Annotated in this window: 14 protein-coding genes; 12 read left to right on the top strand and 2 right to left on the bottom strand. The window is 38.0% G+C overall.

Features of this window, described 5'->3' with window-relative positions; genetic code table 11:
• Nucleotides 1–10: 10 nt before the first annotated feature.
• Complete coding sequence (locus BR73_RS0120810; protein ID WP_033167833.1) at nucleotides 11–304, bottom strand: hypothetical protein; 294 nt, start codon at nucleotides 302–304, stop codon at nucleotides 11–13.
• A 372-nt stretch (nucleotides 305–676) separates the two neighbouring features.
• Between BR73_RS0120810 and BR73_RS0120805 the strand changes: the two genes are divergently transcribed.
• On the top strand, nucleotides 677–2,548 hold the full coding sequence (locus BR73_RS0120805; protein ID WP_051685453.1) for an alpha-amylase family glycosyl hydrolase: 1,872 nt from the start codon (nucleotides 677–679) through the stop codon (nucleotides 2,546–2,548).
• Between the two features lie 201 nt (nucleotides 2,549–2,749).
• On the opposite strand, the gene BR73_RS0120800 is transcribed toward BR73_RS0120805, so the two are convergent.
• Entirely contained in the window at nucleotides 2,750–2,935 is a 186-nt protein-coding gene (locus BR73_RS0120800; RefSeq protein ID WP_033167832.1) for a hypothetical protein, read from the bottom strand.
• Between the two features lie 131 nt (nucleotides 2,936–3,066).
• On the opposite strand from BR73_RS0120800, the gene BR73_RS0120795 reads away from it, so the two are divergent.
• From BR73_RS0120795 to BR73_RS0120745, 11 genes are all read left to right on the top strand, one after another.
• Nucleotides 3,067–3,564 carry a DUF5721 family protein gene (locus BR73_RS0120795; RefSeq protein ID WP_033167831.1) on the top strand — a complete coding sequence of 166 codons (498 nt, stop codon included), beginning with the start codon at nucleotides 3,067–3,069 and terminating at the stop codon, nucleotides 3,562–3,564.
• A 116-nt stretch (nucleotides 3,565–3,680) separates the two neighbouring features.
• Nucleotides 3,681–5,747: a molecular chaperone HtpG gene (htpG, locus tag BR73_RS0120790; RefSeq protein ID WP_347463683.1), complete on the top strand. Its 2,067-nt coding sequence runs from the start codon at nucleotides 3,681–3,683 to the stop codon at nucleotides 5,745–5,747.
• Nucleotides 5,748–6,288: 541 nt separating this feature from the next.
• Nucleotides 6,289–7,125 carry a DegV family protein gene (locus tag BR73_RS0120785; RefSeq protein WP_033167829.1) on the top strand — a complete coding sequence of 279 codons (837 nt, stop codon included), beginning with the start codon at nucleotides 6,289–6,291 and terminating at the stop codon, nucleotides 7,123–7,125.
• A gap of 211 nt (nucleotides 7,126–7,336) precedes the next feature.
• On the top strand, nucleotides 7,337–7,543 hold the full coding sequence (locus BR73_RS0120780) for a PC4/YdbC family ssDNA-binding protein (RefSeq protein WP_033167828.1): 207 nt from the start codon (nucleotides 7,337–7,339) through the stop codon (nucleotides 7,541–7,543).
• Between the two features lie 995 nt (nucleotides 7,544–8,538).
• Nucleotides 8,539–9,633 (top strand): hypothetical protein, encoded by a 1,095-nt coding sequence (locus tag BR73_RS27750; protein WP_051685452.1) that lies wholly within the window; start codon nucleotides 8,539–8,541, stop codon nucleotides 9,631–9,633.
• Nucleotides 9,634–9,919: 286 nt separating this feature from the next.
• Nucleotides 9,920–10,360, top strand: a complete 441-nt coding sequence (locus BR73_RS0120770; protein ID WP_033167827.1) for a hypothetical protein — start codon at nucleotides 9,920–9,922, stop codon at nucleotides 10,358–10,360.
• Between the two features lie 375 nt (nucleotides 10,361–10,735).
• Nucleotides 10,736–12,427, top strand: coding sequence for a menaquinone biosynthesis decarboxylase (locus BR73_RS0120765; RefSeq protein WP_033168794.1), 1,692 nt, complete (start codon nucleotides 10,736–10,738; stop codon nucleotides 12,425–12,427).
• Nucleotides 12,414–13,295 (top strand): 4-hydroxybenzoate octaprenyltransferase, encoded by an 882-nt coding sequence (locus BR73_RS0120760; RefSeq protein WP_197032710.1) that lies wholly within the window; start codon nucleotides 12,414–12,416, stop codon nucleotides 13,293–13,295. Before BR73_RS0120765 ends, BR73_RS0120760 begins: the two co-directional genes overlap by 14 nt.
• Before the next feature lie 150 nt (nucleotides 13,296–13,445).
• A complete protein-coding gene (locus BR73_RS0120755) occupies nucleotides 13,446–14,039 on the top strand; it encodes a UbiX family flavin prenyltransferase (protein ID WP_033167826.1) in 594 nt (197 codons plus the stop codon).
• A complete protein-coding gene (locus BR73_RS0120750) occupies nucleotides 14,029–14,967 on the top strand; it encodes a MetQ/NlpA family ABC transporter substrate-binding protein (RefSeq protein ID WP_033167825.1) in 939 nt (312 codons plus the stop codon). The genes BR73_RS0120755 and BR73_RS0120750 overlap by 11 nt, the downstream gene beginning before the upstream one ends.
• Before the next feature lie 101 nt (nucleotides 14,968–15,068).
• Nucleotides 15,069–15,821, top strand: a complete 753-nt coding sequence (locus BR73_RS0120745) for an ATP-binding cassette domain-containing protein (RefSeq protein WP_033168792.1) — start codon at nucleotides 15,069–15,071, stop codon at nucleotides 15,819–15,821.
• Nucleotides 15,822–15,828: the final 7 nt, after the last annotated feature.

Below are 15,828 nucleotides of genomic sequence, written 5' to 3'. Positions count from 1 at the left end.
GATAAATATATTAATGTTCAGCCAGTTGTTCCATTTTGGCTTCCAGCGTCCTTAGTTGTTCTGTTATGTAGTGATTTTCGGTAACCAATTCTTTTACCATCTTCCTAACCATAACCGTCAGACATATAAAAATAAGTGGTACAACAGCAGAAAGGAAACTGCATATATAAAAGAAAGGTCTGAAATCTGTCTGTCTTAGCTGCCAGTAATCAAAAAGCATTATAAAAGAAAAGGCTGAACCTGCAAGGCTTAACAAAGAAAAAGCCAGGAATAGATTCGATAACTTTCTTAAATCGGAATACAATAGGATTACCTCCTTCATAAAATATTATTTTATTGATAGAATCAGTAAGTTTCCACACACAAATTAGGGAGAGTCAGAACGGCTAGGTAATATAACCTTAGTTTAACAATATTTATATACCTGTGCAAGGGGATTCGGCTGAAAAAGGAGATTTCGGTAAGCTTGATTTGAATAAGGGAAAATGCTATAATTATGCTTAATAGTGGGAAAATCGAAGGATTTACGTGGTGCTGCTGATTTTTAGATGGTTTAAAAGTATGTACCTGTTTTAGAAAGGGAATACTTGAGCTTAACCAGGAGAAATTGATTTGATCTTTGGTCAGGGCAATACAGAATAGTGAAACGGGCAGATGGGGCTGGGAGGTTTAAAGGATGAAAGAGAAGGATGGGAGCACAGCAGCAAGAGTGACAGAAAGACTGGGTGTTACGTTATTGAAGGATGGTATCAATTTCGCACTTTATCTGCCTGATGAAAAGGAATGCAGATTGAATCTGTACAACAGAGTTACCGGAAAACAGCTGTTCTCCCTTCGGTTAACCAATGCGTATAGAAGCGGTAATATTTTTTCTGTATTTATTAAAACAAAACAGTTTAAGAAGTTCTTCCCGGATCAGGAAGACTGGCTTAAGAAGCTGGGCTACCTTTATGAAAGCAGAAGGGGAGAATTATTAGATCCATGCGCGACCCTGCTTTATGGAAGAGAAGATTTCGGACAGAAAAAGGCTGAGAGAAAGAAACTGCTTGGTGGTATAAGCTGTTCTCCTTTTGATTGGGAAGGGGACAAACCCTTAGAACGGACTTTCCAGGAGTCCATAATGTACAAGCTCCATGTTCGTGGCTTTACCATGGATGCAAGTTCAATGGTAGGCTGTCCCGGTACCTTCTATGGAATAACAGAGAAGATTTCCTATCTAAATGAACTGGGTATTAACTGCTGCCTTCTGCTTCCTGTATATGAATTTGAAGAATCCCTGGAGAGTAAAGGGATTTATGATAAGATAAACTATTGGGGATATACAGAAGACAACATATATTTTGCACCCAAGACTGCCTATGCCTATCAAAAGGAGGAGCCGGATAAGGAACTAAAATATATGGTCAAGGCTCTACACGACAATGGTATTGAGGTTATGCTTGATATGAACTTCGCTCCCGGTACCAATACCATTGTTGTCTTGGAGTGTCTGAAGTACTGGGTGAATGAATACCACATTGATGGCTTCAGACTATCAAATGGTTCTGTACCGGTATCGATTATTTCTTCAGATCCTTCACTGGGGAAAACTAAAATAATATCAGAAGGCTGGGATTATAAGATTCCCCCTGAGAAAAATAAAACCTATATCAATTACGGTGAATGTAATCAGAATTTCAGCAATACGGCAAAACGATTACTAAGAGGAGATGAAGAGCAGGTAAAAGATTTTGCCGGGCAATTTACTTCTCTTTCAGAGGAGGCCGGAACTGTCAAATACCTGACGAACCATGATGGTTTTACCCTGTGGGATGTATTTTCCTATGACAGGAAGCACAATGAAGCCAACGGAGAGAATAACAGGGATGGGCAGGCTTATAATTACAGCTGGAACTGTGGAAAAGAAGGAAAGGGCGGTAAAAATGTACTTGCACTTCGCCGTAAGCAAATGAGAAATGCCTTTGTTCTGCTGCTTTTATGCCAGGGAACACCTCTTATGTTAGCGGGGGATGAATTTTGTAATTCCCAGGAGGGGAATAATAACCCTTACTGCCAGGATAACAGCATTTCGTGGCTTAATTGGGAGAAAGTATCAGAGGAGCAGGATATTACCCAGTGGGTTAAAACACTAATAAAGATTCGAAGGACACATCCTGTCTTCCAAAGAAAGGAGCCCTTTCGGCAAATGGATTATATTGCCTGTGGAATGCCGGATCTTTCTTATCATGGAACAAGTCCCTGGTATCCTGATTATGATCATTACAGCAGGCAATTAGGTATTATGTTATGCGGTGCATATGCTGCTGCTGACAGAAATCTGTATGATGACACTTTTTATCTTGCTTTTAATTTTCACCAGGATATGCAGGAATTTCATCTGCCAAAAGCCAGAGAAGGAGAAGAATGGGTATTATTTCTGTCAACTGCCGAAGGTTACTGCAGGGTTTCCGGTGAGCAGGAAATTGTTGTAGAAGCCAAAACAGATAACTTTTCGCTGGAGGGAAGAAGTATTAAGATATATGTTACACGTAAAGTATTAAAAATATAATAAGAAATGGCTATAATAATGTCCACTGTTCTGATAGTCCTGCTTTGCGGTGGCTGGAGTTTAATTATTTTTATTGATAGATTTGTTTGATTCGTGATAGTATTTATACCGCAAAGAGGACTTTCAGACCGGACATGCTCAAAGAATAACGCCTGGCAAACTGATGGTTTCAGCTTATTTAAGGATCTGGTATTGCCAGTATCAGGAATACCTGTCCCGGGTGTCATTCTCAGTTGTATCCGATGGATTAAAGTAAAGGTCTGAAAATTGATCCAGAAGCTCAGAATGTTTGTCCGGGAAGTACATCGGACTTTGAGTTTCAAAATCAGTAACGCTGTTTCTGTTTGGAAAACGGTAATAGCTTCGTTTGGAATGGTCAAAATACATACAAATACCCTCCTTACTGAATTGTATTTCCGGGTTCGTCAGAAAACTCTGACGGTTACGTTGGGATAAAGTAAAGAATTATTTGGTTGTTCTATTTGAGATTAGTATCTGTAGGTTAGGAGGAAATATACTTGGTATCATTAAAAATACTGGATGTTAAAAGTTTTATGGGAAGTCTGCTTATTCAAAAGGTATTTGACAATTTTATGGTTTCAGAAGCGGAGGTAATTACCTATGCACATTTTTCCATAGATGGTAAAATCAATCAATCTTTTTATACGGAAGAAGAAAAAGAAGAACTGCAGCTGAAAAAATATGCCAAATGGGCAGATATAAAGCCCTATGTCTTTTCGGTGGTGAAAGGAAATAAGCTTCCTTTGTTTATAAAAATCGTAATGCTCTTATCCCCGGAGAATACGGAAAAGCTCCTTGCACAGTCCGGTGTTGCCTTAAACAAAGAGGACATTAACGGATTATTCCTGAATATTCGTTATGAAAAAGAAAACCTGACCATTGTAACGGGAACCTCCATTGGAACCTTTACACTGGACAAGACACTTGATCATTTCTGGGATGAAAATGTGAAGAAGTTCCTAAAAAAAGAAGGTATTGCAGCGGAAGAGGAATAAAATAAATTTTTGTTAGCACTCACTTTAAATGAGTGCTAATTTTGTCTTGACAAATACATACAAGCGTATTAATATTATGCTTATATGAGAGATAAAGAAAAGGAGCGATTATTATGATGAATGAACATGGAAGTCTGTCAATCAATTCGGAAAATATATTTCCTATCATTAAGAAATGGCTGTATTCTGACCATGATATCTTCTTTCGCGAACTGATATCTAACGGTAGTGATGCTATAACAAAATTAAAGAAGTTAGAACTTATGGGAGAGGCGAAGCTTCCTGAGGACAATAAATTCAAGATAGAAGTAATTGTTAATCCGGAAGAGAAGACCATAAAGTTTATTGATAACGGTATTGGTATGACTTCTGATGAAGTAAAGGAATATATCAATCAGATAGCTTTTTCAGGAGCCACAGATTTCCTGAACAAATACAAGGACAAAACCAATGAGGAGCAGATTATCGGACATTTCGGTCTTGGTTTTTATAGTGCTTTCATGGTTGCAGATAAAGTTACAATTGATACACTTTCCTGGCAGGAAGGTGCTGTAAGCGTTCATTGGGAATCTGAAGGCGGTACCGAATTTGCTATGGAAGAAGGGGAGAAGGAGAGCAGAGGAACAGAAATCACCTTGTTCTTAAATGAAGAGAGCTATGAATTCTCCAATGAGTATCGTGCAAAAGAGGTTATTGAGAAATACTGTTCTTTTATGCCTGTTGAGATCTACTTCAAAAATGCCAATGCAAAAGAAGAGCCAGAGGAAGAAATTGAAGAAGAAAACGAAGCAGCAGAAGATGATGTAATCGATGCTGCAGTGGATGAAGACGGTAATGTAACTGAAGACAAAGCAGAAACCGAAGACAAAGCAGAAACCGAAGAGAAAAAGCCAAAGGGCCCTAAGCCTATTAATAATACAACCCCTCTCTGGACCAAGCATCCCAATGATGTGACAGAGGAAGAATACAAAGAGTTCTACCGCACTGTTTTCCATGATTACAAGGAGCCTTTGTTCTGGATTCATTTAAATATGGACTATCCTTTTAACTTAAAGGGAATTCTATATTTCCCTAAATTAAATACAGAGTATGATACTTTGGAAGGAACCATCAAATTGTTCAGCAATCAGGTATTTATTGCAGATAATATCAAAGAGGTAATACCGGAATTCCTGATGCTGTTAAAAGGTGCTATCGATTGTCCTGATCTGCCTCTTAATGTATCCAGAAGTGCACTTCAGAATGATGGTTTTGTAAAGAAAATCTCAGAGTATATCTCCAAAAAGGTTGCGGATAAATTATCCGGTATGTATAAGGTAGAGCGTGAAAGCTACGAAAAATTCTGGGATGATATCAGTCCTTTCATTAAGTTTGGATGCTTAAAGGATGACAAATTCAGGGATAAAATGAAGGATTTCATTATCTTTAAGAATCTTGAAGGCAAGTATGTTACTCTGCCTGAATATGTAAAGGCAGCGAAAGGCGAAGCTACTGCTTCTGCTGAGGCTTCAGAGACCACAGAAGAAGTAAAAGCATCCGAGAATGCTGACGGTAGTGATGCAGATAAGGAAGAAAAGAAAGACATTGTCTACTACGTTACAAACGAACAGCAGCAGAGTCAGTACATCAATATGTTCAAACAGGAAGGCATTGATGCTCTTATCCTTACCCATAACATTGACCAGCCTTTTATCACTCAGTTAGAGCAGACCGAGAAGGATTACAAATTCCAGCGTATAGATGCTGATATCACAGACAGCTTTAAAGAAGAGGGCTCAACGGAAGAGGCTTTAAAGGACGAAAATGAGAAGCTTACGGCCCTGTTCCGAAAAGTATTAAATAAAGAAAAGCTCGAGGTTAAGGTAGTTAAGCTTAAGAACGAGAAGGTTTCTTCTATGATAACATTATCAGAAGAAAGCCGCAGAATGCAGGAAATGATGAAGATGTATAATATGTACGGAATGGATCCTAATATGTTTGGCAGCAGTGAAACCCTGGTGTTAAATGCTGGAAACAAACTGGTACAGTATATCTTTGAGAAGGAAGACAGTCAGTATGTGCCTCTGTTCTGTTCCCAGCTCTATGATCTAGCATTGTTAAGCCATAAGCCACTTGACGGTGAAGCAATGACCAATTTTATTACCAGAAGCAATGAGATCATGGAGATTCTGACTAAGAACTAATAATATGAATCCTAAAAAGGAATAATTACAATAAATAGTAAATATAAAAAACAGTTTCTGAAATTTAGAAACTGTTTTTTGTTTGTATAATTAACAGGGCTCATATAATTAACAGGACTCAGTTTGGGGTGTGTCTGAAAACTCATTGTGTACCGTCCTGAAGGCTCTGCTTTGAAGTACTCTGCCCTGCATTCTTGGGAGTATAACAACACTATGTCCCTGAAATAGCACCTTGCTTCCTATAAACTGGAACCTCCAGACCGGTACAAGCAGTTTTCAGACATAGACCGGGCAATCATGTTCTTCCAATGTTTACTATATGAAAGCAATCAGAATTTTATAGAAAATTTATAGAAAACCTCTTTAAAATTATTATATAATGTGCTACAATTAGTAGTAATCAAAACTACGTTAAGTGGTATTTGTAATAAAGGGATGTGGTTGACATAACCGATATTATGGAAACTAAATTGAAATATTTTTACAGTGAAAATACTGTTTTAATTTTGGAAAGCAACAGAAATTTATGGAGGATGACCATATGTCGTATAAGATAATTGTAGACAGTTGTACAGATTTAACCGAAGAAATGAGAAAAGACGGCCACTTTCATTTAGTACCTTTGGAACTGCAGGTAGGTGAGACCAGAATCGTGGATGATGAGACCTTTGATCAGGCTAATTTTTTAAAAATGGTCAGAGAATCTCCTGTTAGTCCGAAATCCTCCTGCCCTTCTCCCGAAGCATATATGAAATTATATGGAGGAGATGAGGATATTTATGTGGTAACCCTATCAGCTAATTTAAGCGGCTCTTTTAACAGTGCGGAAGTAGGTAAAAATCTGTATTTGGAAGAGAACACAGCTAAAAATATAGAGATTTTTAATTCCTGCTCCGCCTCCGTTGGGCAGACCCTTATAGCACATAAGATCAGAGAGCTGGCAAGTGCAGGCAAGCCCTTTCATGAAGTTGTCGAAGCCGTTCATAAATTCAGGGATGGCTTAAGTACTAAATTTGTACTGGAGAATCTGGACACCTTAAGAAAGAGCGGCAGGCTTACGGGCCTTAAAGCGGTCATAACCAGTGTTTTAAATATCAAACCTGTTATGATGGCTACACCGGAAGGTACAATCACCAAGCTGGACCAGGCCAGAGGTATTCAGAAAGCGCTGGGGGTAATGGTTGAAGCCGTGGAAAAAGATGTTAAGAATCCCCAAGACAGGATATTGGGAATCGCCCACTGCAATAATTACGGAAGAGCCCAGTATGTGAAAGAAGAGCTCTTAAGGAGAGTATCCTTTAAAGATTGTATTATCGTGGAAACAGCAGGTGTCAGCACCATGTATGCTGGCGACGGCGGCGTAATTGTGTGTTATTAAGAACTACTTGTCACCGGGCACCCCGTCTTATCCTTGATGCAAACCCGTTTATCCTCGTCGACAGTAGAAAATGAAATAGAAAATCATGCGAAAGCATCTAAAATTTTACACCTAAACAGGGCATTAAACCGGCCCGTCGCAGGTCTGTTTTTTACCCATTTCAGATCAGACCACGCAGCTAGTGATAAAGTGTGTTGGTGGAAAGGATATTATGGCTGATATTAAATATGAAATCATAAAAGAAATAGGTGTATTATCAGAAAACGCAAAGGGATGGAGAAAAGAATTAAATCTCATCAGCTGGAATGAGGCAGCTCCCAAGTATGATATTCGTGATTGGGCTCCCGGTCATGAGAAGATGGGAAAAGGGGTAACGTTGACGAAGGAAGAAATTGAGAAGCTAAAAGAAATACTGTAGAAATTAATAAATAAGGCGTTGTGCAGAAATATTGTATAGCGTCTTTTATTATGTCAGCTAACTTGAAAATATGTTGATAATTGGTATTGTTAAGAGGTGGATAGATTGCTATGCTTAAGGTAATGTCGAAAATATAAAAAAGAGGAGAAAGTACTTATGAAAAGAAGAATTTTAATTATCCAACCATCAATATAACGGATGGAATATGGTTGAGAAATGCTCTTCTTTATTGGGATGAAATAATTCCATAAGTTTTTAACTCTTCTGAACATTATACTTCAAAATCCAGTATCGTAGTTGCTTTATCAGAATAAGTGCCCTCCCCATCAAGATAATCCAATACTACATTCTGTTTTAAACCGGAAGAATAAACTGTATTTTTAGATGTTGTAATGTGATCAGCCGTGCCTAAAGATTGGTATATCAAAATCCATTCACACACACGGTTACGATTAATACATAAACATTTAGCTTCATATGTTGCAGTGTTTTTTCTTGCTAAACATCTTTGAACAATATTTATTTAATTTAAAAGAAAAATTTTTTCTTCTTCCCATAAATATACGATCCCTACTAAGTGACCAGTTTTATTGTTCCACTTGTCTACCAAGAAGGGAGCATCTCACCCTGTCTTAGGTCTGTTTTTTATTTCTCAACTACAGAACACGCGTAGCTTCTAACAATTCAACACAGAAAAATCCAAGGGAAATCAAGTATTCTAGCTCTTTTCGGTTTTTTCAAAGAAAGAAGAAAAGCAGTTAACATTGAAAGTCTAATGATAGTTCCCGATAACATACCTCTTTCACCTAAATTTCCATATTGGTGTTTTGGATTAATATTAATCATTTTACAGTACTAATAAATGAGACTATTATACTAATTCCATAGTAATACAATAAAAATTGACATATAATGGAATTATGTGTATTATTATACTAATACGTGCATGTATGTAATGTAACTGTGAATTTTTGTGTTATACAAAGGAGGTAAGTATGAGAAATAGCAATAAGATTATAGTTTTATGTGTTATGTTAAGTTCATTATTATTTACAACTCCAGCTTTAGCGAAAGGTAATAACAATCTACTAATCAACAAAGATACAACTAAATCTATTAATAACACAGTTATTAATAGTGAATTGGAATTTATGATTCAAGATAATGTATTTGCTCTGACTAATTCTAATGTAACTATAAAAAAAGTTATCCAGTTATATGATGTTAATGGAGAGCCAAACTATGTTCTTGCAGTTTTTAACGAAGGTGGTTATACTATTGTTACCAGTCAAAATGCAATAATATCTGAATGTAATTTACATACTGGAAATTCATATCCTTATAAAGATTATAGCGACTCTGGATTAATTTATGCTGGGCCAGGAAATTATGTTGTTGAAAAGAATAATCAGCACATTGATTCAAAATCGGGTAAATCTGTTGATTTGAATGTTACGGATGAGTTAATTGAAAAGAATGATAATATGCTTAGTAAGGAGCAGAATAAAGAGCAGTCATTACAGGCAAGCTTAACCACATCTTCATCTATTAGTGCAACAGCCACTTCAGCAAAAACTTGGACAGGGATTTCTTCTTCTAGGTTTGTGAGATACGCTACTTGGACCAATACAGATAATACTTGTGGGACATATGCAACAGCTGTTATGCTTGCGTATTTAGATGATTATATTGATGATACCTTTGTTCCATCAAGTGTAAGAACAAGAAGTTCAACAAGTGCAGGTACTCTAATAACAAAATTAAAATCCTTTATTGGTGATGATGGAAGCGGTACTTACCCTAGTGATTTAAACTATGGTATAGGAGATTTTATGGATTATTATTCACTTAGTCATATTCAAAGTTCGTCAGAATTAATATTAGTTGATACATGGGCTAAAGATTCAATTGATAAGGGATGGCCAGCAGTTTTAGGAATAGTAAGTATACTGGGAAGTCCGTATGGGAATCATTGGGTGACTGCATATTCATATAGTGGTGAATATTACCAAGCACATGATAATTGGGGTGATTATGCGGCTATCATAAATAATGATTGGACAACCGGTCTTGTTTGGATGGTAAATTAAGAATTATTTTTGTAGGAAAGTCATAAAATAAATTATATATAATTTGCCTACAATTCAATTTGGAATGTATTGTAGGCAAATTTGCTTGAGCCAAGTAAGGATGAAAGCATAAAGGCTAAGGTTCTTTTTCAAGTAAATAAGGTCAAAACACAACTAGGTGTAAAATGGAAGCCTAAGGAAATTGAAGGAACACATCTGACTGCCTAACAAAAAATCAAACCATGCATATACTGATTGGATAAAATAATGGTTTGTGCGTAAGTCGAGCGAAAGGAATTTGAATTTTATGAAACTAGCAAATATTAAAATGAAAAGAAATTATTTAATTATTTTTTTTATTGTTTTAATAGCTATAATATTAATTTGTGCATTTATCTTAGCAAGCAAGGATGAAAAATTGGTAAATATAAAAACAGATGATGTCACATCTATTACTATCGCAGAGTGGAAAGGTCAAACGATAACTATAAATGATAGGAATACTATTAACGAAATAATAAATTATCTAGAATCTCAGAAGCTAAAACAAGGATTTTTGTATTTTAGTAATCTTGATACTTGGAATTTTCGAATAGGTATATATGGTACCTTTAACAATAGTTCATCAATAATGAAAGAAAGTTTTTATTTGAATTATGATGGAAATGTGTATAAGAATAATTTCAAATATACTCTGAGTGGTTTTGATTATAATTATTTCATAGGCTTGATAAAAAACAGTGAATAATTATAGTCAAATTTGCTGCACATTTATACGTTATTTTTATCTAAACTATTAGATGCTATTTGTAAATATAATTAATTCTATTATAGTAAACATATGATCTGTTTCCACTATGTCCCGAGGCATCTCGTCAAGGCAATCTCATCTATCTTCGTCGGCAGTTGAACAAAAAAAATCATGCGAATATTTGATTTGTATATTAAAAGGTCAGATTTTCACAAGGGTACGGCAAAATACACACCTTCCCATAGGCTCATTTTAAGTGTCATTGCTTTCTTAAAAATTCTTGTCATATCAGAAATCTTCTGTTATAGTAGGTATGTTAGAGCTGTTTAACTGATGCAATGTGAAAAGATTAACGGAATGCAGGTAGAAAAGATGTCACATAAGGATTTACAAGGATTTATAAAAGCCCTGGAGAAAAAAGGTGAGCTGAAACGTATCAAGGCGGAGGTTTCCTCTGAGCTGGAAATTACAGAAATAGCAGACAGAATTTCAAAAGAATACGGAAGCGCACTTTTATTCGAAAAGGTAAAAAATTCTCCCTATCCGCTGCTGATAAATGCCATGGGAACCTTTAAAAGGATGAGTATGGCCTTAGAGGCAGAAGACTTGGATGAAATCGGGGACGAAATCAAAGAATATCTGGAACTTCGTAATTACCTCACCCTAAAGGGATTGATAAGAAGTATTCCAAGATTATTCAGGCTTCTCTACGCTCTGCCCCTTAAAAGGCCGGGAAGAGGAAAATGCCAACAGATTATAGAAAAAGAAGTGAATTTATATAATTTGCCGGTGCTAAAATGCTGGCCTTTGGATGCAGGGAGGTTTTTTACCCTGCCTTTAGTTTTTACCAAGGACAGGAATACAAAGCAGCAGAACGTGGGTATGTACCGATTGCAGATATTAGATGAGAAGACCACGGGGATGCACTGGCATAAACATAAAGACGGTTCGGAAATCTATGGAGGATATAAGGCGAAGGGAGAGCGAATGCCCGTATCCGTAGCACTTGGCTGTGATCCGGCTATTACCTATGCGGCGACTGCACCTTTGCCGAAAATGCTGGATGAAATGATGCTGGCAGGCTGGCTTCGGAAATCCAATGTCACCATGGTAAAATGCATTACCAACGATATATATGTACCGGCAAACGCGGAAATTGTGCTGGAGGGTTATGTTGATACCACAGAGGAGCTGGTACTTGAGGGGCCCTTTGGTGATCATACAGGTTATTACTCCCTGGCTGATTACTATCCGAGGTTTCATGTAACCTGCATCACTCACAGAAAAGCAGCAATCTATCCTGCTACTGTAGTGGGAAAGCCTCCCATGGAAGATTGTTATATGGCAAAGGCTACTGAAAGAATCTTTCTTCCTATCCTGAAAATGCAGATTCCGGAGCTTAAGGATATTAACCTTCCCTTAGAAGGTGTATTTCATAATTGTGCCATACTTTCTGTCCGTTCTGCATACCCCGGCTGTGCCAGGAAGGTAATGAATGCAGTATGGGGCATGGGACAGATGATGTATACCAAGCTTGTGGTTATTGTAAATGAAAATGTAGATGTGCAGAATCTGAAGGAAGTAGGACAGGCAGTTCTTAGAAATGTAGGGAGTCTTAATGACCTGCTCTTATCCGAAGGGCCTCTGGATGCACTTGACCATTCCTCAGATAAAGCCCTATATGGTACCAGACTGGGTGTGGATGCAACTACAGAAAGAGATACAACGGGAAAAGAAAGTTTTCAGGTTATTCAGGTTAGCAAAAAATACCCTGGTGAAGCAAAGGATCTGTTAATGGAGCAGCTAAAAGATAAGAATGACAAATTTGTCATTGCAGTGGACGATAGTGTGGATATTTCCAACTTCTCCCTGGTAATGTGGAAATTATTTAATAATATAGATGCGAAAAGAGATCTGATCGCTTTAGAGAATAAATTCGGTATTGATGCAACAAAAAAATGGAAAGAGGAAGGACTTACCAGAGACTGGCCGGAAGACATTACCATGTCACAGGAAATTATTGATCTGGTGAGTGAAAGATGGAAAGAATATGGGCTTGATTAGGATAATTCATAAGGTTGTAGAGAAATTAAAGCAATACGGAAAACTGGTTATGTTCTCCCATACGATTTTCTCTTTAAGTTTTGCTATGGTATCAATGGTACTGGCGTCGAAAGGAATCCCAGACTTTAAAACCGTATTTTTTATACTGGTCTGCTTCATGGGGGCAAGAACCGGTGCCAATGCCATCAATCGTGTCATAGATGCTGAAATAGATGCCAGGAACCCAAGAACGAAGAGCCGTCAGCTGCCAAAAGGTGAGATAAACAAAAAAGAGGTAGTATTACTTACCAGCGTCTGTTTCCTGATAATGCTATATGGTGCATATCGCTTAAATACTCTATGCCTGCTGCTATCACCGATTGCTCTGATACTTCTGATTGGATACTCCTATTGCAAAAGATTTACTTTCCTTTGTCATTTTATACTTGGTGTAACATGTGCCTGCGCGCCGGTTGGAGCCTGGCTTGCTGTTACAGGCAGCCTTACCTGGGTGCCGCTGTTCCTGGGAGCAGCCAATACCTTATGGGTAGCAGGCTTTGATATTATATATGGCTGTCAGGATTACGATTTTGATAAAGCCAACAAGCTGCATTCGGTACCGGTTCAGTTCGGTGTGAAATATGCTTTGTGGATATCAGCCTTTCTTCATACGGTAACCCTATTCTGCCTGATTGCCGTCGGCATCCTGTCACCTAACCTTTCAGTAATTTATTATACAGGAATCGCAGTGATAGCAGCATTGTTCGTTGCTGAATACAGGATGGTGTCACCTGATAACCTGGTTAATGTTAATATTGCTTCTTATAGTGTTAATCAGATCGTAAGCATTGTTTTTCTTATATTTGGCCTGGCAGATGCATTTCTGTAAGGGGTAAGTCAGAGCAAAGAGCCGAAGTCTTCCATTATAATTGGAATGCGGCAAGGTGCAAATGAGTTATGGTAAGAAATAATTAAATATGTAAATAATAATGAGTTTATGTATACATATACGAAAAATCTGACAGGACAGGAGGCTGTTATGAGAAGATTAATTATTGGTATAACCGGAGCCAGCGGCTCCATCTATTTTAAACGCCTGGTAGAAGAATTGCTGTCAGGGGAGTATGAACTTCATCTGGTTGCCTCTGAGCACGGAAGTCAGGTCTATGAATATGAAATTGGTAAAAGTCTCCGGGAACAGGTACAGGAATGGCAAAAGGTGAATGAGAATATAATCCTTGAAAATAACGATAATCTATTCTCCCCTATTGCCAGCGGTTCTTTTAAATGTGAATCCATGGTGGTAATACCCTGTTCCATGTCTACAGCCGCAGAAATCTCTAATGGTATAACAAAGACCTTGTTAACCAGAGCGGCAGATGTCATGCTGAAGGAAGACAGAAAACTTCTTCTGGTACCAAGAGAAACGCCTTTTTCAACAAATCATTTAAAGAATCTCTATGAATTATCCAAGCTTGGTGCTGCCATACTGCCGGCAATGCCTGGGTTTTATAATCACCCTCAAACTCTTGAGGAGGCAGTGGATTTCGTTGTGGGAAAGGTTCTTGATAATTTGAGGATAGAAAATACTTGTTATAAAAGATGGGAAGGAAGAAACAAAGATGAAAAATAAGCTGTTTATTAGCTTTCTTATAATTGCAATTGCATTAACCGGCTGCGGTAAACAAAAGAATCAGGGAAATGAGGAGGCAGCGGTGGTACTTAAAGTAGGCATGATGTCATCACTGGATGTTATTCCCTTTGAACTGATTACAGAAAAAGGCCTGGATAAAAAATATGGTTTTAAACTGGATCTGGAAATGTTTACAGCGGCCAAGGACAGGGATGCTGCATTCACCGCGGGAGAACTGGATGGCGTATTAACGGATTTTATAGGTGTATGTATGTACCAGAATGCCGGCTTTGATGTACGTATAACTGGTATCACCGATGGTGATTTTAAACTTCTGGCCGGTAAAAATACAGGCATTACAGATATAAATGGCATAAAAGGCAAAAGCATTGCCATATCACAAAATACACTTATTGAATATACCCTGGATACCATCCTTAAAAGCAATCAGCTGTCACCGGAAGATGTGGTGAAAGAAGCAATTCCCAGAATACCCGACAGATTGGAAATGCTAAGAAATGATAAAATAGATCTGGTGCTGATACCGGAGCCATTTGCAACCCTTGCCATAAATGACGGAGCAGTTTATTTGGGAAGTGCTAATTCTTACGGACTGTATCCGGCGGTTTCTGCCTTTACCAAGACCGCCCTGGGAGAGAAGGAAGAAGCAATCAGCAATCTCTACAAAGCCTATAATGAAGCTGTTGATTATATTAATGAAACGGACGTAAAGGAATATGAGGATGCGGTTATAAAAGCTGCCGGTTATCCCGAGGAAATGAAAGGTCAGATTGAAATAAGTAAATACCGTACCAGTACACTTCCTGTAAAAGAAAACCTGGAGGCTGCCATAGCCTGGGCGGCGGAGAAGGGCTTATGCAGTAAGGACTTAAGTTACGACCAGTTAGTATTTGATGTGTATCAATAAATCATGCAATACACATTTTATTAATGAAATTCATTTATCCGTTATATCAGTAAGGGATGAAATATCCAATTAAAGGTTGGTTATCCGGAAATGAGGAGAAAATGTTATTATTAGAGCATGTCTCTCTTGGTTATAAAGCAAAAAAAGATATGAAAACCGTTGTAAAGGATCTTAACCTGAGAATCGAAGACGGAGAATGCCTGGCCTTACTGGGACCATCAGGCTGTGGTAAGTCAACACTTATCAATGCTCTGGCAGGGATTCTTCCTCTTTTGTCCGGCGGTGCATTTATAGAAAAAGAAGGGCAAAGGACTGTTCTGTCTCCCAAAACCCACAGAATCGGAATTATACCTCAGGGCAGCGGTTTGCTGCCCTGGAAAACTGTCAGGGAAAATTGCCTCCTGCCGCTTAAGATTAAGAAAGAGGCAGAAGGTGAGCAGTACAATAAGGCATTGGAGGAAATCGGAGAAGCGCTGCATATTAATAATTTATGGTCACGTTTTCCGGGTGAAATCAGTGGAGGTCAGGCTCAGAGAACAGCTATTGCCAGAGCTTTCTTGTTAAAACCGGAACTGCTGCTGATGGACGAACCTTTTTCAAGCCTGGATGCTGTAACCGGTGATGAAGCAAAGGACCTGTATCTGTCACTTTGGAAGAAATATCGCCCTACGGTATTTCTGGTAACCCATAATATAGAGGAAGCTCTGTATCTTGGAAATAAAATTGCAGTAATGGATACAGTCAGCGGCAATATAAAGCATCTGGAGGATAATCCATACTTTGGACAGATTATCCGGGAACAGACAGAGCTTTCGCTGAAAAAAGAAAGTCTCAGGCAGTTACTGCAGTTTTAAACTGTAT

The organism is Clostridium sp. KNHs205, assembly GCF_000702945.1.
Lineage (GTDB): Bacteria > Bacillota > Clostridia > Lachnospirales > Lachnospiraceae > Anaerocolumna.
The sequence above is the reverse complement of the archived record's forward strand: the minus strand, read 5'-3'. Positions and strand labels throughout refer to the sequence as shown.